Raw genomic sequence first — 26305 nt, forward strand, 5'->3', positions numbered from 1 at the left:
TAACGGTTATCTCTTTCAAGACATACCATACAGACCTCCCCGGGTACTCACACGTTCCTTCCCTCCACCTATCTGCCACATTTACCAAACATGATTCTGTGTAGTTATTGGACTTCGACTTGTAAGGCAGCCTTATCCTCATGCCTAGCCTCTTATGTGATTTCTGTTCGTCAGACCAGAGGTTTGCCATCCGGCTTCCTTCAGATTCCACCTCGCGATGGACACCCTTGCCATTGGCTATACCCTTCCCACTACCGGGCGGATTGGGGACTTGCACCCCTTGAAACGTGCACCCGCCGGGCGCACCATTAGATAGCGTCTGGCTGATTAGAGAACAGTCAGACGCTTTTTATTATCTACCATGTGTTTCCGTAGGATGCCGTTCTCCGCCGTTTGCCTACCCGCCCAGGCAGACAAACACCAGAAAGGAGAAATGGCTTATGGCCGAAAAAGATTGGGCTGCGATTCTTAAAGAGGAGGATCGTATTATTGCAAATTCAGACCGCCGTTTCCGCTACCATTATTACTCTCTGGAGAGTATGAGCGAGGAACTTACATATCAGGAGCGGTCATTGTATATCCAGGAGGACTTTGCCCTGCAACTGTTCGCAGAAGATTTCATTGATACTGTTCAAAATGAAAAACTGGCCAATGGTTTGCGCTGCCTGACGCACCGGCAGCAGTACGCGATTGAACTGGCCTTTTGGAAAGGGTATCAGTACAAGGATATTGCCGTTATTCTCGGCTGCTCCCCGGCGGCGGTCAATGCGAGAGCAACAGGCCATCTGTTAATTCCACACGCAGAATGATGGTGTTTTCATCGTTAAAATCAGTATGACCGTTATCAATCCATTCAGCAAAGACTTTTTTCAGCTTTTCAGCAATCACACAGTTTTCTTTTTTCCCGAAATAACCCAGACTGACGCCATTCCCGTGTGCTGTAAACCACTCGCCGGCGATTGCAACAACAGGGTTATCTTTTATATGTTTCATTTTATTTGAGAGTGCATGGGTAATGACATAAAATGCCCCATTTTCGTAATAGGCATTGACGTATCGCACATAAGGTGTTTCATTTACTGTTGTTGCCAATGCTATAACTGTATCTTTTCCAAAACGATCAATCATAATCTGTTCTGCTTCTCGACTAAATTCTTTCATTGAGTCATTCTCCCTTCAAATCACATTTTTCGGCTCTATTTAAAGTTCCGACAGACTGGAACTCACATTGTGGGGTATGTTCATTATACATGTTTTGTTGTTTTTACTCTTGATTGTACAATTTCTTCAAATAGCCGTTTTTCATTTAGGTCTTTAAAAACTCTTTTTGGAATTAACGTATATATTCGTGGTGCTTGAATTAAATAATAAAAATCATGGCTTTCCCATAGTGCAGAGTAAATATCCCACTTCATTTCTGATTCAATGCTTTGTGTTTTAAATTCAATTGTTTCTTTAGAGAATACCAGCGTATATTCTTCATGATATTTTGCAGTTTGCTTGAATTTCAGTATAGGCATTAGAATATATAAATAGCTTCCCAATGCAGTTACAACAATTATCAATCCAAATATTAAAATACTAAATATGCTAAAAGAGGTGAACAGCATATAAACTACCGACAGCAGCAAAAATACAGCGACTAAAGCAATATCATATTTATGTATAATTTTACTAGAAATTAAATATTGCCTTTCTGCTCTTATATATTCACTTTGAGTATATTGAAATCTTAATTCTACTGTTTCCAAAGGTATACCTCCATACATTATATAAATAATCTTTGTTACAACTTCTGATTGAGATTTCACCTGTTCAAAAGAATTTAATAACTGTTAAGATTTGTTATCAAATTCCTCACAAGCCCTTGAAAACACTAAGTTTGTGACAGGTGAGCTTTCCCTTATTGTTTTCCTTGTGTTATATCCTCCCACCAGTGTTTACGAACTCTGTTAAGGGCAAATACAAGGGCAAAAAAATCTGATAACATATTATAACACAAAATGAAAATGACATGGTGAACTGATTGAAATGCTTCTAATTTTTGTAACTAATGATTGATTGAGCGATAAGGAGATTAGATACGATGAAAACAATATTTGCAGAATACAATCCCCGGCGAAACAGTATTGATGTTTATACAAGCGCTGGCTACATGCTCCGCATTGACTGCTGGGAAGCAGAAAAGTATTTAAAAACAACACCCGGTTCAGACTATGCATTGAACGCACTTGCCATTGATGAACCACTTGAATATGCAAGACTGTATCTTGATGGCAATATGCAAATATGGGTAGATGCTGAAGATTCTTTGGAAATCTTTTAATGTCCAAAGAAATATACCATATTAACTGCATATCGCTACTGTATCCCAAAAGTCATCATAAGTTTGTATAAATGCAAAGAGACAGCGGCTCTGATTTTTTTCAAAGCCGCCGTTTCAAATTGCCTACTTTACGATGACTTTTTTCTTTTGCTATCGTCCGGCAGATCAAAATATGAAACTATAATTCATTGATCGTCGCTGTGATTGGCATACTGCGGATGCGCTTTGACGGGGCGAGAAATGCCACGATTGCTGCGAACGAAACAAACAAGAGAATGATTAAAAGTGATTCCAGCGGGAAGTGCCAAACGGCATAAGGAAAATGCTCAGCAATAAGGAAATCATATAGCAGTTTGCTCAACGGCAGGCCAATGATGCAGCCCGTAGCACACCCCAGCGTAGCATAAGTCACCGCTTCAGCTGCAATCATCTTTGTCACTTGCCGTTCGTCCATTCCAATTGCCCGCATCGCTCCATATTGCTTCATCCTTGCGGATACGCTCATGGAAATGCTATTGACAATGTTCAGTACCGTCACCAGAGCAATGATTGTCAGAAACGCATAGACACAGAACACAAAGGCCATATAGGTTCCTGATGTACGCTCGTCACGCTTATCACGGAAGCTGAATGTTTCTCCTGCGGCGGTTTGAATTGCCTGAACATCTTCGTCTGTCGCATCACTTGTTGTCTGTACCATCACAAGCGAGTAATTTTCTTCTCCAGTCAGGCGGACAAAGGTATCGCTGGAAGAAATCAGCGTGATTTTACCATTTGTCAGACCATCACTGCTGAACGGATCATTTTTCAGCAGTCCGGCTATCGTAAGAGTTTCCCCTTGAATCTGAATCGTATCACCAATTTTCCATGTGCTGTCCGCATCGGATGTGGCCAATACGAAGCTGCTATTTCCGTAGACCTTGGACAGATCGCTGCCTTTTTTCAAATCGCCGTCTTTTTTCAAGCTCTGCAAATCGAAATCGTCATAAGAAATCAAATCGACGGTATCGGAAGGACTTACATTCTTATCAATGGAAGCTGGAAGATCAAACGCACTCCGACGTCCATAGACCTCTTTTACACCGTCCATTCCCTGAATAGAAACAAGCAGCTCATGGGGAATCGTATTGCCGTCATCACTTGCAATATCAATATCTGATGTGGCAACAGACTGCGGCATCAGATAGGCCACAAAATCGACGAATACGGAAAAACTCAAAAACAGAATGATGCTGAGTGCAAAAGAGCCTGTCATCAAAATCAAGTTCTTCTTCACCGAAACAGCATGGTTGATACCAAGGATCGTCTCAATTCTTCCAAAGCGGGTATTGGCTGCATGGCGGATTGTTTTCTCATTGCCCACATTTCCAGACACCGCTGCAACAGGGGATACTTTGGAAGCCCGCTTCGCCGGAGCATTTGCGGCGAGAAGAACGGTAATAACGCCCACAAGGATACCGCAGACAATGCCGATGATGCTGATACCAAAGAGCGGAATGTTAGAAAATTCTTCGCCCACCAGAAAACACAATACCGCACACAGCCCCCATGTCGTAACAACGCCCAGCGCAAGGCCAATGGGAACGGCGGTCTTGCACCAATTCAATGCTTCCAGCCGCACAAAATGTACAATCTGCTGTTTACTCATGCCGATACAACGCATCATCCCGAAGAACTTGATCCGTTGTGCGACAGTACTGTTCATGCTGCTGGAAATCATCAAAACACCTGCAATCAGAATCAGCAGGAATAGGACACAAGCGACCAGGAGAAGCGATTGTCCCATGTAACTTCCAAGTAAATCTGTCATGGACAACTTACCATGCTTTCCAAGCAGCCGCGTATACTCCATCCGAGCACCCATTTCAGCCATACTGAATACTGCTGTCACCATAAATACAGCAAATACAATGCAAAGCAGCGTCATACGATTTTGACGGCGATGGACTTTAGCAGAGATGGGAATGAGACTAAGATAACTTTTCATTCACGGCACCTCCCAAAATCAGTCAAAGTGCCATCCGATACCTGTAATACCCTGTCTGCCGTTTGCGCAATGCTGCGGTTATGAGTAATCATAATGATGGTCTGCTCGTATTTTTTCGATGTTTCTTTGAGCAATGCGATAACCTCGCTGCTGTTTTGGGAGTCCAAATTTCCTGTTGGCTCGTCTGCCAGAATCAGAAAAGGGCGGGTAATCAATGCGCGGCCAATCGCCACTCTCTGCTGTTGACCACCTGAAAGCTGACTGGGCAAATGATTGCGACGTTCTTTCAAATTCAGCACCGTCAACAGTTCCTCCAAATATCTCTTGTCCGGCTTTTGGTAATCCAGCAACAACGGAAAAACCATATTCTGTTCCACGGTCAACTCCGGGATCAGGTTGAACGCCTGAAAGATAAAACCGATGTTCCTGCGTCGGAACACGGTCAGCTTCCGATCGTTCATGGAAAAAATGTCCTTGCCATCAATCAGCACCTTGCCCGATGTCGGCGTGTCCAAAGCACCAATCATATTCAGTAGCGTACTTTTACCGGAACCGGATTCCCCGACGATTGCTATATACTCGCCCTTTGGGACAGAAAAGCTAACATCCTTCAATGCCTTGACTGCGGTTTCTCCGCTGCCATAGGTCTTACTTATATTTTTGACCTCTAATAAGTTCATAGTGCAAACACCTCTTTCTGAATGATTTTACCGTATAGGCAGGCTGTCTTTATTTGTCCTGCCTATGTTTGAAAGAATAGCACCTGAATATTACTGTAACCCTACAACCAGCCTACAATTTTGTAGGAATCAGAAAATTCATTGTGAAGGTTGTCCCTATGCCTAATTCGCTGTCAACCTCAATGGTGCCGTTATGTGCTTCAACGATTGCCTTTGCCAGAGGTAAACCCAGTCCAATCCCTTGCTTGTCCTTGGAAAAACGGCTGCGATAAAACCGCTTGAAAATATGATGTATATCCTCTGGGTGGATGCCACATCCATTATCCTTTATCACAATTTGAACACCGGATGGCAATGCCTTCCACGCAATGCGGATAGTAGCACCACTTTCCGTATGGTCAAACGCATTTTTCACAATATTGTCGATTGCCTCAGACAGCCAATCACGATCACAGAAAAGAGAAAGATGATCCGAGCCAGACAAAATGATTTTCTTCTTTTCCCGTCTGGCTCTATATGCAAAATGCAGTTCAATATCCCGCATCATATCCGCCACATTCTCTGTGGTCTTTTCCAACACGATGGCACCGGCATCCAGTTTTGTAATCTTGAGCAGGTTTTGCACCAGTGTTTCAATGCGGTCAAGTTCCTGTTCGGATAAATCAGCAAATTCTTTTACCGCACTCAATTCCATATCCCCGTCCTTAAGCAGACCATTATAAATATTCAAAGCAGCCAGCGGTGTTTTCAGTTGGTGGGAAATATCAGAGATTGTATTTTTCAAAAATTCCTTTTCCCGGAGTTCGTTATCTGCATGAGCATTTAAGACAGCCGCCAGAGAATTGACAGTATGAAACAACCGATATAGTTCGCCCTCATCATCACATTCAATACGGGCATTGTAATCGCCGTCAAGATACTCATGAAGCTGTGATACCGCCTGTTCCAGGACTTGATTTTGTTTTTTGAAATAGGAACAACACACCGCCAATATAGCCCCTCCTGCCAATACGAAAACGAGCAATAGGAACAAAGAAAACCGCTGATAGCACAACCATAAGAACCCTTGTGTCAACAGAAGGGAGGCTACCCAAATAACGGATACTGTAAGAAACAATTTTTTGATTTCTTTGTTTGCAAATATTTTCATAGTCCACCTCACCCAATCACATTCCATTTGTACCCCATTCCCCGAACTGTCAGAAGCATTTGTGGTTCACTCGGATTATCCTCGATCTTTATACGCAGCCGCCTCATATATACGGTAAGGGTACTGCTGTCAATATAATTTCCATCGCAGTCCCATAGCTTATCTAAAATTTGTTCTTTGGTAAGTACCATGTTCGGGTTTCTCATAAACAGACACAGCAGCTTATATTCTGCGGCAGTCAGATCAAGCAATGCCCCATTTTTGAAAACCTGTCCCTGTAGCAAAAGAACTTTAATACCATTCGATTGTAATTCTGTATCTATTGCCTGAAAAGAATTTGCCCGGCGAAGCAGAGCGTTGATTCTTGAAATGAGAACGCCCAATTTGAAAGGTTTCGTGATATAGTCATCTCCGCCAATATCCAACCCCATAATGATACTTGTTTCTTCATCTGAAGCAGTAAGAAAGATGATAGGTACCTTTGATGCAAGTCGTACCTTCTTACAAAATTCAAATCCTGAGCCATCCGGCAATGATACATCCAACACCAGCAAGTCATATTTTCCATCTGCCCATAGTTCATATGCTTCTCCTAGCGTTCTGGCGATGCAGGTGTCAAATCCCTGCTTTTTGAAAGCAAATGAAAGACCATTTATAAGACTCAGGTCATCTTCTAAAAGAAATATTTTACTCATTTTTAAATCCTTTCTCTGTGTATCTCTTCATAAAGTGTTCGGATTGATTTCATAATGCTATGCCATGGAATATCAGCAGCGTAAGAATAATTCTTTTGGTATGCGTTCCATAAACTTTCCATAATAGAACTTGTTTCAACTTCATCAAACACTTCTCTTGTGTCCCCAGATTCTATCTGTTTCAATGTTCCTCGTTTTCTGGCTGTAGCCACAAGTGCATTCCATAATACTTCTTTTTGGAACTGTTCTCCATATAACTTTTGTAAAATATAGATATCATAAAAATCTCTCATGCGTGTATTCGTAACACTTCGACTGATAACAGTTTCCAATTTTTCAGCCAATACGGTTTCCATATTATATGCCCACACTTCAATTGTACGATCTTCAAGCATAAGATTAAATCTATACCTTATTTCTCTTGGTGTAATTACATCCCCAGTGGAAATATCAATCTTTAATGGTGTGATCACTCCATCAAACTTGGTTTCCATGCTTACGCGAACCCCCGGATAATCTGCTTCTTCCATGATTTCTGATATTCGTTTAATACGAAATGAAACACTATCATCTATAGGTATTGATATAATTTTTGATATAATCGTCTCTACATCCGTAACACTAACATTAGCGCCTTTTATAGTTGCATCCAGATCCATGGTAGCTCTGGCATCCAGACCAACCATTGCTGCCACCAACATTCCACCCTTTAATATAAACCGGTCTTTATACTCGGATAAAGAAATTCGTTCCAAAAAACGTTCCATCATATAATTCCGCATCAAAATCTGTGCATCAGCAGATTTTTTCTTTGACAGATTACGAATCAAATTCTTTAATTGTCTTGCCGTTGTTATCATTTAAAGTAACACCTCCAAATATGGTCTTAGTATCTTTTCAACATGAAACATGGAGGCATATTTCATAAGCATCCGCAAATTTTTGTCCTTGCGTCTAGCATATTGCTTTAATGCATCCTGAAAGACCTGCATCTCAATATTTTTCCTGCTGCGAAGCAGATCGCAAATCGTTCTCTCCATATCATAAACCGGAACTGAACGCCCGAATGATGTCTGCATAGTCGTAATCCCTATTTCATGTAAATCCTTTTTTACTGTATACACTTGAAAACCGTCTTCCTGCAAACGACTTGGATTATATCCAGTTCTTACTGTTATGGTGTATTTCAAAGGCTCTCTGTCCGTTAAATCATGAAAAAACAATGCAGTTTCGTGAGAAAATACAGCCTGACTACAACGTAAATGCAAAATGTACATCGCATCTGTCCATGTATCCGGCGATACATACACACCATGAGCAACTTGTTCTAATCCTCGTTCCTTCACATATGAATAAAACATAGATTTACTAATTCCATTATTTATAACTTGAAATGTCTGAATTGTCCCCCCACATTCACGCAACAACAAATCTAATTTTTCAAATTGAGTCATATAGCATCCCCTTTCATGCTAATATAATAATACACATTAGCACGAAAGTAAATATAAATAGCACCAATGAAAAATTAAATTTTAATAATATCCCGTTCGTCCCGCTAATCTTTCACATAGCATCTAATCCCTATATAAATCGCATGCACCAGTAGTAACAACGTAATAAGATTTATTGGAATAACAGATTTTATCCAGTCTCCAAAGTAGATTGCAATAGCTGTACTCATTATTGCCACAATGATGCTGATGATATCCCAACAATATTTCCGGTAGATTTTTCCTACCTGATATCCAATCCCGATTATCAGTAATCCTGTTATTACGAATAAAATTCCAATAACAACACCAGCAATCAGCCAGTACACAATCCCGGAAACGATACGGTTTGGAATTCCACTACTTAACTGTCCGAAAGAATCTGCACCTGTCACAAGCTCTCGAAACAAACCTCCAATTCCTTTTCCTAACGCACCAAAAAAGGTGATACAATCGTTAAGGAAAACCGGAGAAAGAACAGCGGTAAACAGTGTTGTTGCTATGCTGTACCATGCCAACAGAAACATAAGACTTTCATAACCAACCATCATATTTTTATATTTCTTTTCAAGCTGGATTTTACGGTTATCGCATTTCTCTTTTGCTTTCTGGTAAGCAGTGCGGTCACATTTTTTGCATTTCTCATAAGGCACCTTTTTCTCAACAGGTATCTCGACCATCTTTTGGTGTGTCTGTGCATAGCATTTTTCCTGTTCTGCTTTTTTGTATCTAAATTTCCATGCCACGACTTCTGCGTCGGCTCTTTTCCTGCTGTCTGTCTCGCTGGTTAATTGTTCCTCTGTTTGCTTTAATCTTGTCCGCAATGCTTCGATATTCTCGGCTCTGTTTTCGCTGTTCAATTTCTCGTTCAAGGTCAGCGATTCGCTTAGCTGCCTGTTCAGTTCCATAATCGTCTGGTCTTTCTGATCCAGTTCGTCCTGCATCTGTTCCGTCATCAGCAGAAGCTCTTCCACCTGCCCGACGTTCTCTAAGTTTACGCATCCGTTCATCAATCTCCCTCGCTTTCTCTATCTGCTGTTTAAGGTCAGCAATTCGCTGTTCTGTTTCAGCAATAAACTGTTCTCTCTGTTCAGCTTCTGCGTTAATTCCTGCCATTGCTGATTCTCGTTTTCCAACTGTTCGATTCTGTTTTTCTGCTGTTCGATCTGGGAGAGCAGTTCTTCTGTATCTGGCAAAAGATTCAGCAGCCTGGATAACTCGCTGTTTAAGATTTGCAAACTTTGGTTCTGCTCCTGAAAGGACAAAAGCTGTCTGTCCCGTTCCTGCAATTCCTTTACCATCTCTGCCATAAGGTTCTGCTGTTCCTCGATCTGGTTTATCATTGTCTCCATCATGGGAATGACTTCCCGGCTTTCTTCTAAGGACATTCAATCGCTCCTTCCACTGTGATAATGCACCAGACACTTTTCCGAAACTGGTCTGTATCTTTTTCAGCAGTGAATTTTGTTTTTTTATAATCTGGTTTTCCTCTACTTTCCATGAAGCGGTCTGCACCTGTCCATTCTGGAATTTCTCATCAATCTTTCTTGCATCCGCACCTTCATGAATTGTAGGGATTTCTAGTTTTCCCTGTCTTGCATAGGACCGGTGGTCAATCTGTTGTTCCACCGCTAAATGTGCATTGCAGACTTTCGCCCATTCGCTCCGCCACAATTCGCAGTTTCTGGGATTGCTCCACCCGGTAGCATCAGTCAGCACCCGTTTCCATTGTTTGCGGTTCCTTGCACCGACTTTCTGATTGCCGTTTTCGTCCAGTACTGGGATTCGGATTCCATGGCGGTCAGGGTTCTTTTTATCCTGCCACCAGTCAGGATGGGATTCATCAACCACGATATTTCCGTCAGTATCTCTGACAAAATCCCAGTCTTTGACTTCTTTATTTCCCCACGAATGATCTGGCTAAAAGGGACGCATGGTTACAAGCAGATGCACATGTGGGTTCCCATCACCCTTATCATGTATGCTCCAGTCGGCACACATGCCTTTGTCTACAAAGTTTTTCTGAATATAGTCCGTTGTAAATTCAATCTGTTCCTGTCGGCTCCATTCTTTCGGAAGTGAGAACTCAAACGACCTGCCGAGTTGTGCATCTGAATTTTTCTCAATCTTCAAAACTTCATTCCATAAACGCTGTTTCTGAAAGGTAAGTTTGAATTTTTCCAGTGCAGCTTCTTTGTTATCTGCCCTTTTATATCGGACAGATTTCTGAAACCACTTGATATTTTCAGCAGGTACATTCTGCCATTCCTGCGGTGCATTTTTACACATCATCAGGCTGGCATAAACAACTTCTTTTTTTGAAGTGTAGTAGCTGATCCTGCCTGTTTCTTCATTTTTCATCACATCACCATTAAGATAGGCAGACGCTGATATGATAGATTTTCCTTTGCTCCGTCCAACAATCTTTACTGTATAATGGAAGATTGCCATAATCTGTTTCCCCCTTTCTGCCGTATCCGGCTTTGATTTCCGGCAAGTAACGTTTTTCCTAAAAGAAAATAGTATCTGCCGGAACGCCCTCTGCGTAAGAGTGCCCTGTGCATAACAGCCTGCATGGAATGCGCCCCTCTGGCGAAGAGTGCCTCCTGCGGCATGAGCAGGTCTGCATGAAATGCCCGCCGACGGAACGAGCCCGGCAAGCGTAAGCGTAGACCGGTTGCCACCTGTGGCAAACTTATACGGACAACCTCTGGTTGTCCATAAGTGCGCCCTTCATGAAAAAGCAATGAAGGGAATGGAAAACCCACTCCCTCCGGCATTACACTTCCTCCGTATTTGCAACTGGCTCTTTCTGCATTGCCTTTGAGAAAAACTTTCCGTTTGCTTCCTGCCTTTTTAAGAAGCCGATCAGCTTTGGAATATCTTCTTCCTCAATCGCAGAGCCAAGCACTGATTCCACCGCACCGCCAATCTGGCAGAGCCTGTGGGTTCGTTTTTTCGTTTCCACATATTTCTGACGTTTCTTCAGTTCCCGTTTCTGTGCTGCGTACTGTTTCGCTTTCTCAAGGCTTTCCTGTTCTTTCTTTTCCAACTGGAGCATACGCTCCTCATAACTCTTTGTTGATCTTGCCATAAATATCATCGTCCTTTCTCTTTTCTTCCAAACATAAGTTTCCTGTTGTCCGTCAGACGAAATACATGGTATAATCTGCTTGCGTGTAGGTATATCATGACTTCGGTCTGATAGAACCTTTGGCGGTTTCTTCGGAAACCGCCTTTTTAAGCTGAACCGTTTCTTGTGACTGCTTTCACATTTCCCTTATCCCTCAAGTCCCTGCCCTCGTTGGCTTCCATGAAGAGTTCCAGCATATCCGTTTTAATCAGGACTTTCCTCCCGACCTTTAATACCGGAAGTTTCTTCCACTCCACCAGTTTTCTCAGGGTGTTCCTGCCGATTCCCGTATAATCAGCAGCTTCCTCAATAGATAAAGCAAGCTTTCTTTGCGTCATGTGATCACCTTCCTTTTAAATTGCATTATTCAATTTTCGCAGAGAAGATGGGAGTTACAGCTTCTACAATCCTGCGTTATGAGAACGGTTCGATTGACAATACCAAAAAGATGGTGCTGGAAGGTCTCTCGGAAGCACTTCATGTATCTATTGAATGGCTCAAAGGGGAAACCGATGAATATGAAACCGACATTACGGATAAAAGGGAATTACAGATTCGTGATGCGATGAGTGATATTCTCAAACAGTTACCTCTTGACCTTACTAAAACAGAAGATGCTTTTTCTAAAGACTTACTGCTATTAATGTTAAAGCAATATGAACTGTTTCTGGATTCATTCCAGCACGCCTGCAAGAATTACAAGGGCAATCCCAAAGAGCGGACATTGCCAAAGTAATGGGGTTTGAATCGAACGATGAATATAACGAGATTATGTTTCTCAGGGAGATCACCCATACTGTCAACGCATTTAACGACATGGCAGATATTGTAAGGCTCTATTCCAAGAAACCGGAAACAGCAGAACAAAGGCTTGCAAATCTTTTATCCGAAGTTATGTACGAAGATTCTGAATCGGTATAGTAAGATAATCGGAGTTATGATAAAATGAGCGCAAGCGAGTCAAGCTGTTTACAGATTTGACGAGTGGCGAATTGGCTTATGGACTTGTCCATAAGATGCCTACACGCAAGAAGCATTTCAACAGTTCCGATTGTCTGATATCGAAAGGAGACATACGATTATGGCAAAAGGATCTGTTAGAAAAAAAAAGGATAAAAATGGTACTATCGCTTCTATGTAGAGGACGCAAGCGGTAAAATGGTTCAGAAGGAATATGCCGGAACCGAGAGCAAAAGTGAGACGGAAAAGCTTCTCCGCAAAGCACTGGAAGATTATGAAAATAAGAAGTTTGTCGCAAAGGCAGACAGTTTTACGGTAGGAGAACTTCTGGATATGTGGGCGGAAGAAGAACTGAAAGTTGGAACACTCAGCAATAGTACAGTGGAAAATTATCTTGGTGCAATCCGATGTATCAAGAAACACCCGATTGCAGAACGCAAGTTGAAAACGGTTACTGCTGAACATTTACAGAGTTTCCTCGATCTGCTTACATTCGGTGGCGAATTTCCTGATGGAAAAGTAAGAAAAGGATACAGCAAAGATTATATCCATTCTTTTTCCGCAGTGTTACAGCAGTCTTTCCGTTTTGCGGTATTTCCAAAACAGCTAATCAGCTTCAATCCGATGCAATATATCAAGTTGAAAAGGCAGGCTGAAGAAGTCGATCTGTTTTCCGATGATGAAGTAGAAGAAGGCACACAGCCAATTTCACACGAAGACTATGAGAGACTTATCAACTATCTGGAAAAGAAAAATCCACCTGCCATTCTGCCAATCCAGATTGCATATTATGCCGGACTCCGTATCGGGGAAACCTGTGGCCTTACATGGCAGGACATTAACCTTGAGGAACAATGCCTTACCATAAAACGCAGTATCCGCTACGACGGAATGAAACACAAAAATATTATCGGACCAACAAAGCGAAAGAAAGTAAGGATTGTTGATTTTGGCGATACTCTGACTGAAATACTGAAAGCTGTCAGAAAAGAACAGCTCAAAAACCGGATGCAATATGGTGAACTATATCACCGCAATTACTACAAAGAAGTGCATGTAAAAAACAGGATATATTATGAATACTATCATCTTGACGGAACACAGGAAGTCCCAGCCGACTACAAAGAAATCTCCTTTGTCTGCCTGCGACCAGATGGCTCTTTGGAACTGCCGAGTACACTCAGCATTGTATGCAGATCAGTGGCAAAGAAGCTGGAAGGATTTGAAGATTTTCATTTTCACCAGTTGCGTCACACTTACACCAGCAACCTGCTTTCCAATGGGGCTGCTCCGAAAGATGTACAGGAACTGTTAGGACACTCTGATGTCAGTACCACAATGAATATTTACGCTCACTCAACAAGAAAAGCAAAGCGGGATTCCGCAAGACTTCTTGATAAAGTAGCGAGCAATGCTTAACTAAAAATTTCCCTTATTTCCCTTGCGGATTCCGCATAAGGGCAAAAATAAGGGAAAATACATATCATTTCACTATCTAAGGGGCTGGAAAGCCTGTAAAATAAGGAAAGTTCAAGAAATCTCTCCACAAATTGTGATTTGTCGATTCCTCTTTGAGATATTAGCTCCTTAAAAGTATTGCTATATCTCGTCAATTTCCGTAAAAGAAACACACAGTTCAAAGCAGATTCAACAGTTCTGTATGGAAATATCCGTTTGTTCCTGCTCCGTTGCTGCCTTTTCTCGAATCAAGCGGCTTTTTCGTAGAATCGCCTCAAATATTTGTTGGTCTACTTCTCGATTGAAATAAACGGCGGAAATGTATCGGAGCTATCGCTGCGCGTCATAGTTTCAGGATCCACATCGAAAGACCGTCCATTGTATTCATAGTGCAGTTTTCTGTCTATGCAATAAAAACGATGTTCCGATTGAAAAGCAACAGACTTGTAACGCTCGTCTTGTATCGGCTGATCTCGATATAAAGCCTGGTCCTCCGATAATTTCAGCACCCCATTTTCAAGACGTACATCATAAATCCCACTTACAATAGCCTCTGCTGCCACATTTTTCCCTGAAGCAGAAACAAAACGAAAGTAACCCGTGATTGCGTTTGTGCTTTTTCGTTTCGCCAATTCAAAACGAAACAAGGATACAGAGCTGAAATCCTTTCTTAATTTTTCTCGTTCTCTTTTCTTACCAATCAGCCATATTTTTTCGTTAGATATAATAAACATATCTATCTGAAATCCACTTTGCGAATATTTAAAATTGGAAAATGATATTTGGTCAGAGTATACGCCTTGTAATGTACCATCTTCCAGTTCATAAACCAATTCCTTTGTAAACAGCGTTTTGCCATTTACATTCTCTTCAATGAAGTTTATAATTTCTTTCATTAAGCACCCATCCTTTCATTCATCTTGAAAACCGCCTTAACCAATAATCCCAAGGATTCAGAATACCCCAAAATGGCCTCTCTGTCTGCCATGTCACTGATATTACTCAGCAAGCTGTGTTAATGTATTGCCTGCAATACGATAGACTGTCCAATCAGACATGGCCTCTGCTCCAAGCGACAGATAAAAGTCAATGCTGGGTTTGTTCCAGTCAATGCACCACCATTCAAGCCGTCCGCAGCCACGTTCCACAGCGATGGATGCTAATTTTTTCAAAAGAGCTTTTCCATAACCTTTCCCGCGGCATTCCGGTTTGACATACAGATCCTCCAGATAAATACCGGCTCGTCCTAAGAACGTAGAAAAGTTTTGGAAAAACAGCGCAAATCCAACCTCTTTTCCATCTTCAACAGCAAAAATGACTTCTGCTTTTGTTTATCGAAAATCCATGTTTCAAGCGTGGCCTCGTCAGCCACTACTTCGTTCAGCTTTTTTTCGTAATCTGCAAGTTCTTTGATAAATTGCAGGATCAACAAAGTATCTTTCCGTTCTGCATTTCTAAAAGTTAAATTCATTTGTGTTATCCTCAATAAAATGAAAGTTGTCAGAGTATCTTGTTTACCCTTTCAGGTTATCCAAAGCTTCGGGACAATTTGAGATAATCTCCCCAACAGTCTGACATTTTTCCATGTCTGAACAGTCACCGCATGTCGTCACACCTTTTTTCAATGCGCACTGGCGAATTCCGCAAAGACTATCGCAGAATACAGTTTTAATTCCATCAACCCGACATCCCTCACAGTTGATATGTTCAGGTAAAATGGGAGCATTATTTAACTCGGCCCATCGTTTTGCAGTTTTCTCACGCAACGCCTGGTCGTCATTGATTGTTGCAAGATATGCGTCACACTTTTCACAGTCCAATCCGCAGTATGCAATCCTATCCTTCATAGATATGTACCTCCTAAAATCATAATTTTTTAATTTATTTTCTTAGATTTGTTGTATACAGTAATGATTGTTATTGAAAAAAGAATCATTACAGCATTTGCGGCAATCGTTCCCGTCCACGTCATCATTATGGAGCCAAACAGAGAGGATGCAGCGTTGAACATAGTATGGAAAAGCACATACACAAACACATAGCCTTTTCCTGCTATTTTGTAGATTGCCCCTCTAAAAAAACTTAACGACATGACTTGAACATTGAACATCCAGAAATTAATCAGCCCGTCACAGTGATTCGTTCCGGGAATAAAAAAGAGAGGGATATGCCAAAATGCCCAAATCATTCCAACTAAAAAAGAAGAAAGAACAAAGCCGTATTTTTTGTCCAATCTGGGTTGCAATACATACATCCACCCCGCTTCCTCCATGCCGCCAATGATGAAATTCCCTGGCAAGGACAGAAAAAACATGTAAAAGGGAAGCGCTATTCCATCACAGCCCGATACAATTATGTGTGTCCCAAAATACAAAGCAATCCCTGTTACAATAAACAAATAGACGGAAATTTTATTTTTTGCAAAAAAGACTGTTTTTAACCATTCTGGAAAACCTGTTACATTGTTATTCTTCTTCAGAACAACATAAGAGGCAATCGCGGGAGATAAAATATAGATAGCAAAAGGTATATTCATTGCAAATTGTTGTAAAGAATTAACCAAACTATAAACCTTATATCCGAATTGCCCAAGAGCAATCAAAACACCAGATACACCATATGCAATACAAAAGGTTAAAACTGTAAACTGTAATATGACTTTTCTATCTGACAATGATTGCGTTCCTCCCATTCGGATTTCCTTAATTCATTTTTTCTTGACACTCACTACATTCTCTATCGTGAATAGAAATGATTCCACCACATTTTTGGCAGATGTATTTCTCTTTCTGTTCCTCCATGAATTTTTCCAAACCATGTTGATGGACAGCTCCGCTGTTTTCCATAAGGTTTTACTCGATTTCCCAAATTCATGCTTTTTGCATTTTCATTCAATTTCTCTATAAAGTCAGCGAACATATCCAAGCCAGTAATAGTACCGGGCAGATGCTGCGCTAAATGAATAGTCTGTCCCCCAGTTCCACATCCTAAATCTGCAATTCGTGAAAACTTATTTAGTGGTTTAATAAATCCAAGAGCCTGTTCGATGACTTCGGAACTTCCGGGGCCTTGGCTCTCCAATCCAATATGTGTTTCAAGCAACAAGTCTAACATAGATGGGTGCTTAGTTTCCATTTCCATCTCTTCCAAAATGCAATTTGTTTATTCGTCCACGAGGTATTAGCTATTTAAAAGTATTACTATATTCTCACCAGTTTCCGAAAGGGGAACACACAACTCACAACTGATTTAACAGTTCCGCATGGACGTATCCGTTTGTTCCCACTACGCTGCCGCCTTTTCGCGGATCAAGCGGCTTTCCCGTAAAATCAGTTACCCGCCCTCCCGCCTCCTGAATTAACAGCATACCTGCAGCATAATCCCAGGGATTCAGATATATCTCGAAATAGCCTCCCTGTCTGCCACATGCGGTATATGCCAGTTCCAGAGCGGCAGACCCAATCCTGCGGACATCCTGGCACTGGCCGAACACTCTGCGGAATCGGACAAAGTTTTCATCAGCCAGCTCTCTTTTCGCTGTCCCCAGCCCAACCATCGTGTCGGATAGTTTTTCTGCGGTTGATACATGTATGGGCTGTCCGTTAAGGAAACTGCCCTTTCCCTTAATCGCTGAGAACACTTCTTCACGGAAAGGGTCGTATACGATTCCCATATCAATTTCTCCCTGACGGCACAGCGCTAACGATACAGCGCTATGCTGATAGTCGTGCATGAGATTGGTAGTCCCGTCAACCGGGTCTAAGATCCAAAAGCGATCCGCCTTTATTTCCTGCAATCCGGTTTCTTCTCCGAGAAATTGAATATCCGGCGCAAGGGCAAACAGCTCCTTCTTTAAAAAATTTTGCACGGCAATATCTACCTGCGTTACGTAGTCTGCAAGACCCTTCTCTTTTACATGAGCGGCCATTTCACGGTTTTTTATTAATACCTGCGTTTTTGTTACTAAACTGATAATTTTCTGGATATCCATATTCGTTTCCTCCATTGGCTACAATCACTGGTTACAAAACATCGTTAGAAAAAAGGGTTGAAAGAACTCAGCAAACTGGAATTGATTGGCTTACTTCTCGATTGAAATAAACGGAGGGAATGCATCGCAACTATCGCAACGCTGCATAGTTTTGGCGTCTACGTCAAAACTTCTGCCATCATATTCATAGTGCAGTTTTCCGTCCTCGCAATAAAAACGATGTTCTGATTGAAAAGCAACAGGCTTAAAACGCTCACCTTGTATAGGCTGATCCCGGTACAGCGCCTGATCTTCCGACAATTTCAACACACCATTTTCAATGCGCACATCATAAATTCCACTTACAATAGCCTCTGCCGCCACATTTTTTCCTGAAGCTGAAATAAAACGAAAACAACCTGTAATTGCATTCGTGCTTTTTCGCCTCGCCAGTTCAAAACGAAACAGGGATACAGCACTAAAATCCTTTCTCAATTTCTCTCGTTTCCCATCCTTACCAACAAGCCATATTTTCTCGTTAGATACAATAAACATATCTATCTGCAATCCACTTTGCGAATATTTCAGATTAGAAAAGGATATTTGGTCAGCATATACGCCCTGTAACGCACCATTTTCCAGTTTGTAAACCAATTCCTTTGTAACCAGCGTTCTGCCATCCACATTCATTTCAATAAAGTTAATAATTTCTTTCATTTACATTCGGCCTTTCTTCCATCTTGACATACGCTTTCTCCGCCTAAGGCGGCTCATCGTTCTTTGCCAATAAGGCGACATTAAATTAGTTCTGTAACCAGAACTTACAGCAATGCTTTTATTTTCATAGCAACATCATCTGTACTCTTCAATCCAATCATTTTATGCAAGTGTATTTCAAAATGGCTTTATCTTCAATAAAATTTCTAAACGATTGTATTCCTTCATCAGAATAATCAGGGGCTTCAAACTGTAAAAATGTTGTCCATATAAGTGCAACTGCATCAGCTGTTTGTTCATTGTCTATCGTTCTAATTTCCATATAGATACCACCTCTCCAACTTTCGATTTGTTTATTCGTCCAGCATGTATTAGCTATTCAGAAGCTTTGTTAAATCCTCAACGGAAGCATCTATTTTCACAGAAACTTCTTCCATGGTCATGCCGGAAGCAAGAAAGCGCTTTATCACCATTTTCATATCCTCGCCGACCTCAATGATATGGCCATCCAAATCGTAGAACCGGATTACCCGCTGGCCCCAGCTATGATTGATCACTTCTCCCAAATATTTAATGGCCGGATATTCTTTCAGTTTGTTCAGGAAACCGTCAAAATCCTGTTCCTCAAAGACGATTTCCGCATTGTTAGATTTCTTTAATATCTTTTCTTTCGGCAGATTCACAAGCCAGTCAAAATATTTTTCTGAATACCCATATATGTTTCCTCCATTGGCTTCAACTACCTGGTTACAAAACTTCCATAGATCTATTGCAAACGATGTCTCTTAACTAAAGGAGTTAAGAAAGGTTTGAAAGAACTTGACAAACTGAAATTTTGATAAGACCTAATTTATAGCACTTATTAACTATTATATCCTTTTCCCTCATGTTATGAACTTTCATAAAGGCAAAAACAAAGGAAAAGGATACATATTTTGAGGTTTTACGATAAATGTGTATACAGTTCCGTAAATTCTTTTTCCGAAAGTCTTAACTCCGTTTCGTTATAATAAGGAGAGCCATTTTTGATTCCGAATTCAAGAACTGTAGGTCCGTCGAAATAGTAAGCTTTATGTGTGTAGTTAACCGGTTCGGCCTGCCAGACATAATTTACTAAAGCCTTTGCCGCTTTTCTGGATTTTTCATCCTGCATACCGCCAACTGCGGGACCTGAGCCTGCACAGTAAATCTCTAAGTGGATTTCTTCCCCTTCATCCGATGTCGTTAAAATGCGATATAAAAAAAGATTTCCCAAATTTTCTGTCTCATAGATTGGTTGACCAAATAACGCTTTAATTTTACCGTATATAAGAGAAAACTGATTTTTATAATCTGCAAAGCCTTCAATAAAATTATATAGTTTACTGCTATCTGTTAATTTTTCCGTGTCTTTCACTGATTGAAATGTGTATGGCATTTTATCCTCCTCTGCTTTAATGAATGTTTCAAAAATCCCGATTGAACAAAATCGCTGCGCGATGGTCTGCCGGGGCTGTGGCGCAAACTGGAAAATATTGATGTCCGCCAATATGATCCCAATGAATGTGTGTCGCAACTGCCGTAATAGGCTTATATGTGAATTTCATAACTTCATCGTATATGTTTGAAATGCCGAGTCCTGTGTCAATAAGTAGGCTTCGCTCGCTTCCATTTAATAAATAGCAATGCGTTTCTTCCCAATGTCGATATTCACTGATAATATAAGTATTATCATCTACTCTATCTATTGTAAACCAGTTATCCATAGCCTGCATACTCCCTTCAAATTCCGATTTTTTGTTCTCTGTAACTTCCCGATAAACGGAAATTTTTCATTTTCGGTTCGGTTTTCTTTTGATAGCCAATAATTTCATGTAATCATCAAAATCAGCCGTATTAGTCGGTTCAAACATAACCCATTTCCCGTCATGATAGGTTTTCGCCTCATTATACTGCTTACAAACAGCATTAGAAAGAGTATCCCTTATCGCTTCAAATTTTACCCTTTCATCTTTTCCAAAAATAATCATGAAACCAACGTAATTACGTTTTGCATATAAGCTACAGAGGGTTTTTCCCCCTCTTCGGTATTTATACTCGTAAGTCCAATTCTTACCACCAGTATTCCATAACTGTTCCATATCGTATTTTTCATCAATAGCCGTACATAGCGCTTGCCAAACTTCATACAAGGATTGTCCAAGTAATTCAGTCATAATTGATTGAGATGGTTTATTTTCAAGCATAATATCGCCTCCACAAATCCCGATTTGTTTATTCGTCCATCATATATTAGCTATTTAGAAGTTTTGTCAAATCCTCCACGGAAGCGTCCATTTTCACAGAGACTTCTTCCATTGTCATGCCGGAAGCAAGAAAGCGCTTTATCACCATTTTCATATCCTCGCCGACCTCAATGATATGGCCATCCAAATCGTAAAACCGGATCACCCGCTGGCCCCAGCTATGTTCGATCACTTCTCCCAGATATTCGATGTCCGGGTATTCTTTCAGCTTGTTTAGAAAACCGTCAAAGTCCTGTTCCTCAAAGACGATTTCCGCATTGTTAGATTTCTTTAATATCTTTTCTTTCGGCAGATTCACAAGCCAGTCAAAATCCTGCTGCAGTGCCAGGCCGCAGGTAAAAGCAATGTTTCTGCCATAATCCTGGAACACCTCTAATCCAAACAGATCCTCATAAAATTTTCTTGCGGCGTTAATATCAGCCACAGATATAAGCATACATACGTGTTTCATGCAAATACTCCTTTCAAACTGTGGTTTCCCATTTTCATATAAGTTGATTGATTATTTATTCAAATCCAACCGAATTGACACTGGTCTTCACGGTTGAATATTTATTATACCATAGAGCAGCCTGTACCTCCACTTTTTCATTTCCGGTTTTGTCCAAGATTTATCCTGCTTTTGTCCAAGTTTAACCCTACGGGTATTTCCCGCAGTTCTTTCCGAAATTGGTGCGCAAAACGAATCGTCTTAACTGTACCGCCTTTTTCCCGACCGTCATACACTGCAATTACACGGTCTGAATGTTCCACCATGTAACGGTTGCGTTTGGCATAGACATTGGGCCTGTATTCATCCTGAATTACGATAACCTCTGCACAGGCATCCAGAAGGGCGTTTGTATGTTCCTTCTGGCACAGACTGTCCATCCGTTTCCAGTATGGAAGCACCGCAATCAACCGCAGCTCAGGGAAATCCTTTTGCAGAATCACTACAACTTCCGCAAAGTATTGGTCTGCACCATTGGCAAATCCGGTCATAAATCCGGTATAACCATCCGAAACCGCCTTTACAATTTCACGCCGCAAAGCATATTTTACCGCGTCTATCTGTTCATCCGGTATATCTCTGTGTCCTGTGACACAACAGGTCTTTTCTTCCATTAGGTTCCTCCGTTTAATAGATTTAATTTTGTATCTATCATCATTATAATAGCTTTATTTTTTCAAGTCAACGCAAATACCCTTTTTCTATTTGCGAATAGAAGTAATGTATGAGGTACAATCTATTACAGAGTAGGAGGTGGGTCTGATGTATGAAGAATTCGTCCCGGAACGGCTGGCAAAGCTGAGATTACAAAAAGGTGTATCTGCACGCGATATGTCATTGTCGTTGGGGCAGGCAAACAACTACATCAATAACATTGAAAACAAAAAATCACTTCCTGCCATGCAGTCCTTCTTCTATATCTGTGAATATCTTGGCGTAACACCAAAGGAATTCTTTGATGAAGAAAATCTTTATCCAGAAACCCTGCAGGAATTTATTGCAGAAGCAAAGAAACTGGATCCAAAATTAATGGCATATATCCTCGGCATTATGAAAGAACTGAACAGCAAAAAGTAAAGTGGTCACACGGATTGGCTGCTTTTTTCTTATTATCTCCTCTGTGTTCCTAAATCCATCCTCAGAACATTCTATATTCATACTTTTTTCCCTGTCAGAGCCACTCCCCCCCTAATTCAAATACATTCTTTTCCATAATGTCTGTTACAGCCTGAAATATGATAAAAAATTTATGGCCAAATCAGTTTCGCCATAATATCCTCTTCCCTCACAAAAGGTTCTTCCCAGTATCTGGAGTCCAGTGAATGCCCTGCATTGTCTCCAAGAACATAATAACAGTTCTCCGGTACTGCCACACTGATTCCATTGTGCTCTATATGTTCATTTTTTACCGCTGCAATCCGCTTGACCAGCAGCTTCCCGTCATGATGAAAAATAATAATATCGCCTGTTTCAAGTTTGGAATAAATCCGGACTCCAACAATATAACTGTCTTTTTTCAATGTCGGTTCCATAGACTCCGTAGGTACATAACCCAACAAAAATATCATCCTAAATAAAATCAATGTAATGATCATAATGAGAAACGGAATTATCCATTTCCATGTGCTCTTTTTCAGTCTACTCATAATTTGCCTCCAAAAATAAAAAAAAGCGAGATGCTGTAAACCAATCAAGGCTATCCGCATCCCATATGATCTGCCCGTCACCCCTCCAGATGATAGGCATCTGCAAGCTGCACAAACTCCGGCCGGCTCTTCAGGAACTTCCGTGCTTTGGATACCCAAGCACAAACCAGTTTTGCTGAAGCATTCATTTTTACTCCAATTTCACTGCTTGTATATCCTTTTGACATCATGCAGATGGCGTCTATGCCTTTACTGGTGGAAGGCGGTGCCTCGGCCTTTGCCTGTTCGAGTATACGATTGATGTCCATACGAAAATCCGATAGTTCCTCCGGAGTTTCCTGTTCTGCTGCAATATATGGGGTCACATCGGAGAGAATCTCCTTCGCCTGTCTTCGGGTAGCATAAACCATGGCATCACAGATCTCATGCCAGATCAGCCGATAGGCATAGGTGGAAAACGTGCCGCCCTTGTCAGTTGCAGCAGCTTTGCATAGGCCAATGCTTCCAATCTGAAAAAGATCTTCGTAGGAATACATACCCACCTGATAAGGGGGCTGCAGCTTATCCTGAATCACTCTATGTATCAGACCGATATTTTTTGCAACCTTCTCCTGTTCTTTTCCTGTTAATATCATGAGGCTGCCACGCCCCCTTCTAATGCTCGAAATCGGTATCTGTTCTTTCCGGATTTACGGCGCTCCATCAGCCTGCGGCTCTCTTCAATAACCTGTTTGCAGTAATATTCCCCCAGATGGCCAATATGTGCCTCCGATAAAGGAGCACAAATTAAGTCTGCCAGCCACTGATAAGCATCCTGTTTGCTCATCATCCCAGACTGGTGCAGCTGGTCAAAATAGTGATGTGCGGTCCGCCTGAGGGTGCGAAGTTCATGATTGGCCAGGCTTCCCACTGGGATATTGGTTCCAGCATGGACTCGTACATAAGCGTCACATTCCGGATAACGGCCGCATACATAGAGCATTGTTTTTTTACTGTTATCATGATAAATCCCATCCGCACTCCGATAAATAACCGGACTGCCACAATAAGGGCAACGCATAGAACCTGCCTGAAATCCCTTTCTTTTCTTTTTTTGTTTTTTCATCGTCTTAACCTCCGTTTGGATAAAAGAAAAAGCCGGAAGGTCTGCAAAAAAGCATACAGAGCCAAAGCACTGGAATTTCAATGTCTCATCCAGCAAATTGACTCTGTAAGTATTTAAGCAGCCTTCCGGCTTTAATATTCAAATGACTTGCGTTGTTATGGATCCGCTCAATGCGCAGAATCCGTAACGGTTCCCTAATTCCCTTGAATCAGGTCTGACGCTATACCACAAACGTACCGAGAGCCTGAACGCAAGTCCCTGCCACGGTTATAGTATAGCAAATTAAAATCTGCATGTCAAGCCTTATAGGAATATTTATTTTAATTTTTTGTTCAAATTATTCCTATAAGGATTTCTCGTGTGTTCCGAAATCAGTCTGAGACTAATCCTCTCCATATTCATCCTCGTACTCAACATCGCTTTCACTGCGTTTTTTCATCACCTGCATGACGACTAAACTGCCGACAGCCAAAACCATGCCGCCTGCAAATAGTACGAGATGAAGTACCGGGATGCCTGCAACTGTGCCCTTTGTATCTTGCCCGCTATTTGAACCATTGCTTTTCTGGTTCTCACTGCTCTCATTTTGCATCTCCTCTGTTGTGGCAGGGACTTGCGTTGCTTGTGGAGCAGATACAGAGGAATTCATACAGGTCAGCACATAGGATTTGCTGCCGCCCAGTTCCATTCTCAGGACACCGTCTTCGCCAACTGCTATGGTTCCAGGGTACATCCCGGAATCCGTTTTCAGCTGAAATTCTACTCCAGCCCAGTCTGCACCGAGCTGAATTTCCAGTTTCTCAGGTTCTATGACCTGCATTTCCGTTCCATCCGTTCCCTGCGGCTCCGCATAGATCGGTGTGGCCGGAATGCAGAGGATACAGATGAGAGAAAGGACTGTCAGAATTCCTTTTAACAATTTTACTTTCATGGTCATTTCCTCCTAAAAAAGGCTGCCCTTTTAAGGACAGCCCATGATAATCATATGAATTTTTAAGTGTCTTTTCGTAAAATATCCAGATATTCCTGATAAGCAAATACCCTGTTTCTGCTTGCATTGTTTGTCTGCATTAAGATTCCCTCTTTCACAAACCTGCCCACTGCTGCGGATACTGTGCTAAAAGAGAGTCCTAATTCATCTGCTGTCTTCCTAATATCAATAATCGGGTTTTGCTCCAGATAGGAAAACAGTTTTTCTGCTGTTTGCGCTGCACGCCCCATCTGCTTAACAACCGCCTCGTTACGGTCATGCAGAGCGGAGAGCTTATGGATTGCCTCCGTTGCATCCTCAGCAGATTCTTTCACTGCCTGCAGGAAAAACCTGACCCACTGCTCATAATTGTCTTTGTTTCTGACTTCACTCATACGGTCATAATATTCGATGCGGTTTTTCTTCAGAAAACAGGAAATATACAGAGCTGGTGTTTTCAGGGCTTTTTTCTCAATTAAAAACAAAGTAATCAGAAGTCTCCCTACACGGCCGTTTCCATCTAAAAACGGATGGATCGTTTCAAACTGATAGTGAAGAAGAGCCGCTTGGATTAGGATATCCAGCGTATCATCCGAATGGATGTACTTTTCCAAATCCGACATTGCTTTTTGCATGTCTTCTGGGCGCGGCGGAATATATCTCGCATTTTTCAGCGTGCTTCCTGCAGCTCCGATCCAGTTTTGAGAGATCCGGAATTCGCCCGGACTCTTTTCCTGGCCTCTGACGCCTTCCATCAAAACAGCATGGGTCTCTTTAATCAGCCGATTACAAAGCGGCAGAGTTTCTAACCGATTCAGTGCAAATTCAGTAGCCTTGATATAATTGATGACATCCGACACATTCTGGTTTGCATTCTGTTCAATGAGTGGATCCAGCACATCCTCCAGTGTAGCCTGTGTGCCCTCGATCTGGGAGGACAACAACGCTTCCTTACGCACATACATGGAGATAAAAAGGCTCATATTGGGAATATTAGCAGAAAGAGTGTCCAGTGTAGCCAGTGCTTTTGTCGCCCCAATTAAAGCAGTAATCATATCCGCATCCATCTCCAATAACGGCGGAAGTGGTGCTGGACAAAAAGATTTGTATTCTGCCTCTCCGCTTAAATTCTTGACATATTCTCCCGCTCTTCCCATAAAAGACACCTCCAAATCAAAATAACACTCTTATTATACCTCCGTTATTTTGATTTGTCAACTTAACTCAAAATAGATTTTTC

Annotated in this window: 30 protein-coding genes and 7 pseudogenes; 5 read left to right on the forward strand and 32 right to left on the reverse strand. The window is 41.5% G+C overall.

Annotated elements, in window-relative coordinates; all coding sequences use genetic code 11:
• Window positions 1-440 precede the first annotated feature (440 nt).
• Window positions 441-809 carry an RNA polymerase sigma factor gene (locus tag A4V09_RS19035; protein WP_065543719.1) on the forward strand — a complete coding sequence of 123 codons (369 nt, stop codon included), beginning with the start codon at window positions 441-443 and terminating at the stop codon, window positions 807-809.
• On the opposite strand, the gene A4V09_RS19040 is transcribed toward A4V09_RS19035, so the two are convergent.
• Together A4V09_RS19040 and A4V09_RS19045 are read right to left on the reverse strand one after the other, a co-directional pair.
• Window positions 763-1161 carry a pyridoxamine 5'-phosphate oxidase family protein gene (locus tag A4V09_RS19040; protein WP_065543720.1) on the reverse strand — a complete coding sequence of 133 codons (399 nt, stop codon included), beginning with the start codon at window positions 1159-1161 and terminating at the stop codon, window positions 763-765. The two genes, A4V09_RS19035 and A4V09_RS19040, sit on opposite strands and share 47 nt — an antisense overlap.
• Before the next feature lie 83 nt (window positions 1162-1244).
• Window positions 1245-1751: a YcxB family protein gene (locus tag A4V09_RS19045; RefSeq protein ID WP_065543721.1), complete on the reverse strand. Its 507-nt coding sequence runs from the start codon at window positions 1749-1751 to the stop codon at window positions 1245-1247.
• Between the two features lie 335 nt (window positions 1752-2086).
• On the opposite strand from A4V09_RS19045, the gene A4V09_RS19050 reads away from it, so the two are divergent.
• Window positions 2087-2326: a DUF6061 family protein gene (locus A4V09_RS19050; RefSeq protein WP_065543722.1), complete on the forward strand. Its 240-nt coding sequence runs from the start codon at window positions 2087-2089 to the stop codon at window positions 2324-2326.
• 178 nt (window positions 2327-2504) lie between these two features.
• Here the strand turns inward: A4V09_RS19050 and A4V09_RS19055 are convergent, their stop codons facing one another.
• The 10 genes and pseudogenes from A4V09_RS19055 to A4V09_RS19105 all read right to left on the reverse strand — a co-directional run bounded on the left by A4V09_RS19055 (window position 2505) and on the right by A4V09_RS19105 (window position 11802).
• Window positions 2505-4313: an ABC transporter permease gene (locus tag A4V09_RS19055; RefSeq protein ID WP_065543723.1), complete on the reverse strand. Its 1809-nt coding sequence runs from the start codon at window positions 4311-4313 to the stop codon at window positions 2505-2507.
• Complete coding sequence (locus A4V09_RS19060; protein WP_065543724.1) at window positions 4310-4993, reverse strand: ABC transporter ATP-binding protein; 684 nt, start codon at window positions 4991-4993, stop codon at window positions 4310-4312. Before A4V09_RS19060 ends, A4V09_RS19055 begins: the two co-directional genes overlap by 4 nt.
• Window positions 4994-5105: 112 nt before the next feature.
• Window positions 5106-6143 carry a sensor histidine kinase gene (locus A4V09_RS19065; protein WP_065543725.1) on the reverse strand — a complete coding sequence of 346 codons (1038 nt, stop codon included), beginning with the start codon at window positions 6141-6143 and terminating at the stop codon, window positions 5106-5108.
• An 8-nt stretch (window positions 6144-6151) separates the two neighbouring features.
• Window positions 6152-6838, reverse strand: coding sequence for a response regulator transcription factor (locus tag A4V09_RS19070; protein ID WP_065543726.1), 687 nt, complete (start codon window positions 6836-6838; stop codon window positions 6152-6154).
• Window positions 6839-6840: 2 nt separating this feature from the next.
• Window positions 6841-7698: a nucleotidyl transferase AbiEii/AbiGii toxin family protein gene (locus tag A4V09_RS19075; protein WP_065543727.1), complete on the reverse strand. Its 858-nt coding sequence runs from the start codon at window positions 7696-7698 to the stop codon at window positions 6841-6843.
• The gene (locus tag A4V09_RS19080) at window positions 7699-8292 is read right to left on the reverse strand and encodes a type IV toxin-antitoxin system AbiEi family antitoxin domain-containing protein (protein WP_065543728.1); all 594 of its coding nucleotides are present in this window, start codon (window positions 8290-8292) and stop codon (window positions 7699-7701) included.
• Window positions 8293-8396: 104 nt separating this feature from the next.
• Window positions 8397-9077, reverse strand: a complete 681-nt coding sequence (locus tag A4V09_RS19085; RefSeq protein WP_065543729.1) for a DUF6040 family protein — start codon at window positions 9075-9077, stop codon at window positions 8397-8399.
• A pseudogene (locus A4V09_RS19090) lies at window positions 9061-10782 on the reverse strand (MobA/MobL family protein). The gene A4V09_RS19085 and the pseudogene A4V09_RS19090 overlap by 17 nt, the downstream one beginning before the upstream one ends.
• A 328-nt stretch (window positions 10783-11110) precedes the next feature.
• Window positions 11111-11425 carry a DUF3847 domain-containing protein gene (locus tag A4V09_RS19100; protein ID WP_065544865.1) on the reverse strand — a complete coding sequence of 105 codons (315 nt, stop codon included), beginning with the start codon at window positions 11423-11425 and terminating at the stop codon, window positions 11111-11113.
• 146 nt (window positions 11426-11571) lie between these two features.
• Window positions 11572-11802, reverse strand: a complete 231-nt coding sequence (locus A4V09_RS19105) for a helix-turn-helix domain-containing protein (protein ID WP_065543731.1) — start codon at window positions 11800-11802, stop codon at window positions 11572-11574.
• A 35-nt stretch (window positions 11803-11837) separates the two neighbouring features.
• Between A4V09_RS19105 and A4V09_RS19110 the strand changes: the two are divergent.
• Window positions 11838-12385: pseudogene (locus A4V09_RS19110) on the forward strand (helix-turn-helix domain-containing protein); the annotation flags it as partial.
• Between the two features lie 160 nt (window positions 12386-12545).
• A pseudogene (locus tag A4V09_RS19115) lies at window positions 12546-13843 on the forward strand (tyrosine-type recombinase/integrase).
• Window positions 13844-14172: 329 nt separating this feature from the next.
• Here the strand turns inward: A4V09_RS19115 and A4V09_RS19125 are convergent.
• From A4V09_RS19125 to A4V09_RS19190, 15 genes and pseudogenes are all read right to left on the reverse strand, one after another.
• Entirely contained in the window at window positions 14173-14778 is a 606-nt protein-coding gene (locus A4V09_RS19125) for a hypothetical protein (RefSeq protein ID WP_065543732.1), read from the reverse strand.
• 102 nt (window positions 14779-14880) lie between these two features.
• Window positions 14881-15353 (reverse strand): annotated as a pseudogene (locus A4V09_RS19130) (GNAT family N-acetyltransferase).
• Between the two features lie 43 nt (window positions 15354-15396).
• On the reverse strand, window positions 15397-15729 hold the full coding sequence (locus tag A4V09_RS19135; RefSeq protein WP_065543733.1) for a DUF3795 domain-containing protein: 333 nt from the start codon (window positions 15727-15729) through the stop codon (window positions 15397-15399).
• Window positions 15730-15758: 29 nt separating this feature from the next.
• On the reverse strand, window positions 15759-16574 hold the full coding sequence (locus A4V09_RS19140; protein WP_285927237.1) for a CPBP family glutamic-type intramembrane protease: 816 nt from the start codon (window positions 16572-16574) through the stop codon (window positions 15759-15761).
• Between the two features lie 10 nt (window positions 16575-16584).
• Window positions 16585-16734, reverse strand: a pseudogene (locus tag A4V09_RS27020) (DUF3795 domain-containing protein); the annotation flags it as partial.
• Window positions 16735-16753: 19 nt separating this feature from the next.
• Window positions 16754-17023: pseudogene (locus tag A4V09_RS26205) on the reverse strand (methyltransferase domain-containing protein); the annotation flags it as partial.
• Between the two features lie 97 nt (window positions 17024-17120).
• On the reverse strand, window positions 17121-17873 hold the full coding sequence (locus A4V09_RS19150; RefSeq protein WP_065543734.1) for an inositol monophosphatase family protein: 753 nt from the start codon (window positions 17871-17873) through the stop codon (window positions 17121-17123).
• Window positions 17874-17963: 90 nt separating this feature from the next.
• Window positions 17964-18569, reverse strand: coding sequence for a hypothetical protein (locus tag A4V09_RS19155; protein ID WP_065543735.1), 606 nt, complete (start codon window positions 18567-18569; stop codon window positions 17964-17966).
• Between the two features lie 157 nt (window positions 18570-18726).
• Window positions 18727-18891 (reverse strand): hypothetical protein, encoded by a 165-nt coding sequence (locus A4V09_RS19160; RefSeq protein WP_195958066.1) that lies wholly within the window; start codon window positions 18889-18891, stop codon window positions 18727-18729.
• A 49-nt stretch (window positions 18892-18940) separates the two neighbouring features.
• Window positions 18941-19288, reverse strand: a complete 348-nt coding sequence (locus tag A4V09_RS19165; RefSeq protein WP_285927351.1) for a VOC family protein — start codon at window positions 19286-19288, stop codon at window positions 18941-18943.
• 224 nt (window positions 19289-19512) lie between these two features.
• On the reverse strand, window positions 19513-19986 hold the full coding sequence (locus tag A4V09_RS19170) for a hypothetical protein (RefSeq protein WP_065543737.1): 474 nt from the start codon (window positions 19984-19986) through the stop codon (window positions 19513-19515).
• Window positions 19987-20074: 88 nt separating this feature from the next.
• Window positions 20075-20314, reverse strand: a pseudogene (locus A4V09_RS19175) (MBL fold metallo-hydrolase); the annotation flags it as partial.
• A 66-nt stretch (window positions 20315-20380) separates the two neighbouring features.
• Window positions 20381-20794: a DUF3788 domain-containing protein gene (locus tag A4V09_RS19180; RefSeq protein WP_065543739.1), complete on the reverse strand. Its 414-nt coding sequence runs from the start codon at window positions 20792-20794 to the stop codon at window positions 20381-20383.
• A gap of 46 nt (window positions 20795-20840) precedes the next feature.
• Window positions 20841-21305, reverse strand: coding sequence for a VOC family protein (locus A4V09_RS19185; RefSeq protein ID WP_025641469.1), 465 nt, complete (start codon window positions 21303-21305; stop codon window positions 20841-20843).
• 137 nt (window positions 21306-21442) lie between these two features.
• Window positions 21443-21958 carry an SLOG family protein gene (locus A4V09_RS19190; protein WP_065543740.1) on the reverse strand — a complete coding sequence of 172 codons (516 nt, stop codon included), beginning with the start codon at window positions 21956-21958 and terminating at the stop codon, window positions 21443-21445.
• A 148-nt stretch (window positions 21959-22106) separates the two neighbouring features.
• Here A4V09_RS19190 and A4V09_RS19195 point away from each other — a divergent pair, with 148 nt between their 5' ends.
• Window positions 22107-22421 (forward strand): helix-turn-helix domain-containing protein, encoded by a 315-nt coding sequence (locus A4V09_RS19195; RefSeq protein ID WP_025641464.1) that lies wholly within the window; start codon window positions 22107-22109, stop codon window positions 22419-22421.
• Window positions 22422-22591: 170 nt separating this feature from the next.
• Here the strand turns inward: A4V09_RS19195 and A4V09_RS19200 are convergent, their stop codons facing one another.
• The 5 genes from A4V09_RS19200 to A4V09_RS19220 form a co-directional block, all read right to left on the reverse strand.
• Window positions 22592-22990 (reverse strand): S26 family signal peptidase, encoded by a 399-nt coding sequence (locus A4V09_RS19200; protein ID WP_065543741.1) that lies wholly within the window; start codon window positions 22988-22990, stop codon window positions 22592-22594.
• Window positions 22991-23067: 77 nt separating this feature from the next.
• Window positions 23068-23625 (reverse strand): sigma-70 family RNA polymerase sigma factor, encoded by a 558-nt coding sequence (locus tag A4V09_RS19205; RefSeq protein ID WP_065543742.1) that lies wholly within the window; start codon window positions 23623-23625, stop codon window positions 23068-23070.
• Window positions 23622-24095, reverse strand: a complete 474-nt coding sequence (locus tag A4V09_RS19210) for a DUF3268 family zinc-finger domain-containing protein (protein WP_084043808.1) — start codon at window positions 24093-24095, stop codon at window positions 23622-23624. The genes A4V09_RS19205 and A4V09_RS19210 overlap by 4 nt, the downstream gene beginning before the upstream one ends.
• Window positions 24096-24477: 382 nt before the next feature.
• Entirely contained in the window at window positions 24478-25026 is a 549-nt protein-coding gene (locus A4V09_RS19215; RefSeq protein WP_065543743.1) for a hypothetical protein, read from the reverse strand.
• Window positions 25027-25088: 62 nt separating this feature from the next.
• Complete coding sequence (locus A4V09_RS19220; RefSeq protein ID WP_065543744.1) at window positions 25089-26222, reverse strand: Fic family protein; 1134 nt, start codon at window positions 26220-26222, stop codon at window positions 25089-25091.
• Window positions 26223-26305: the final 83 nt, after the last annotated feature.

This window comes from Blautia pseudococcoides (genome assembly GCF_001689125.2).
In the GTDB taxonomy this organism is placed as follows: Bacteria; Bacillota; Clostridia; order Lachnospirales; family Lachnospiraceae; genus Blautia; species Blautia pseudococcoides.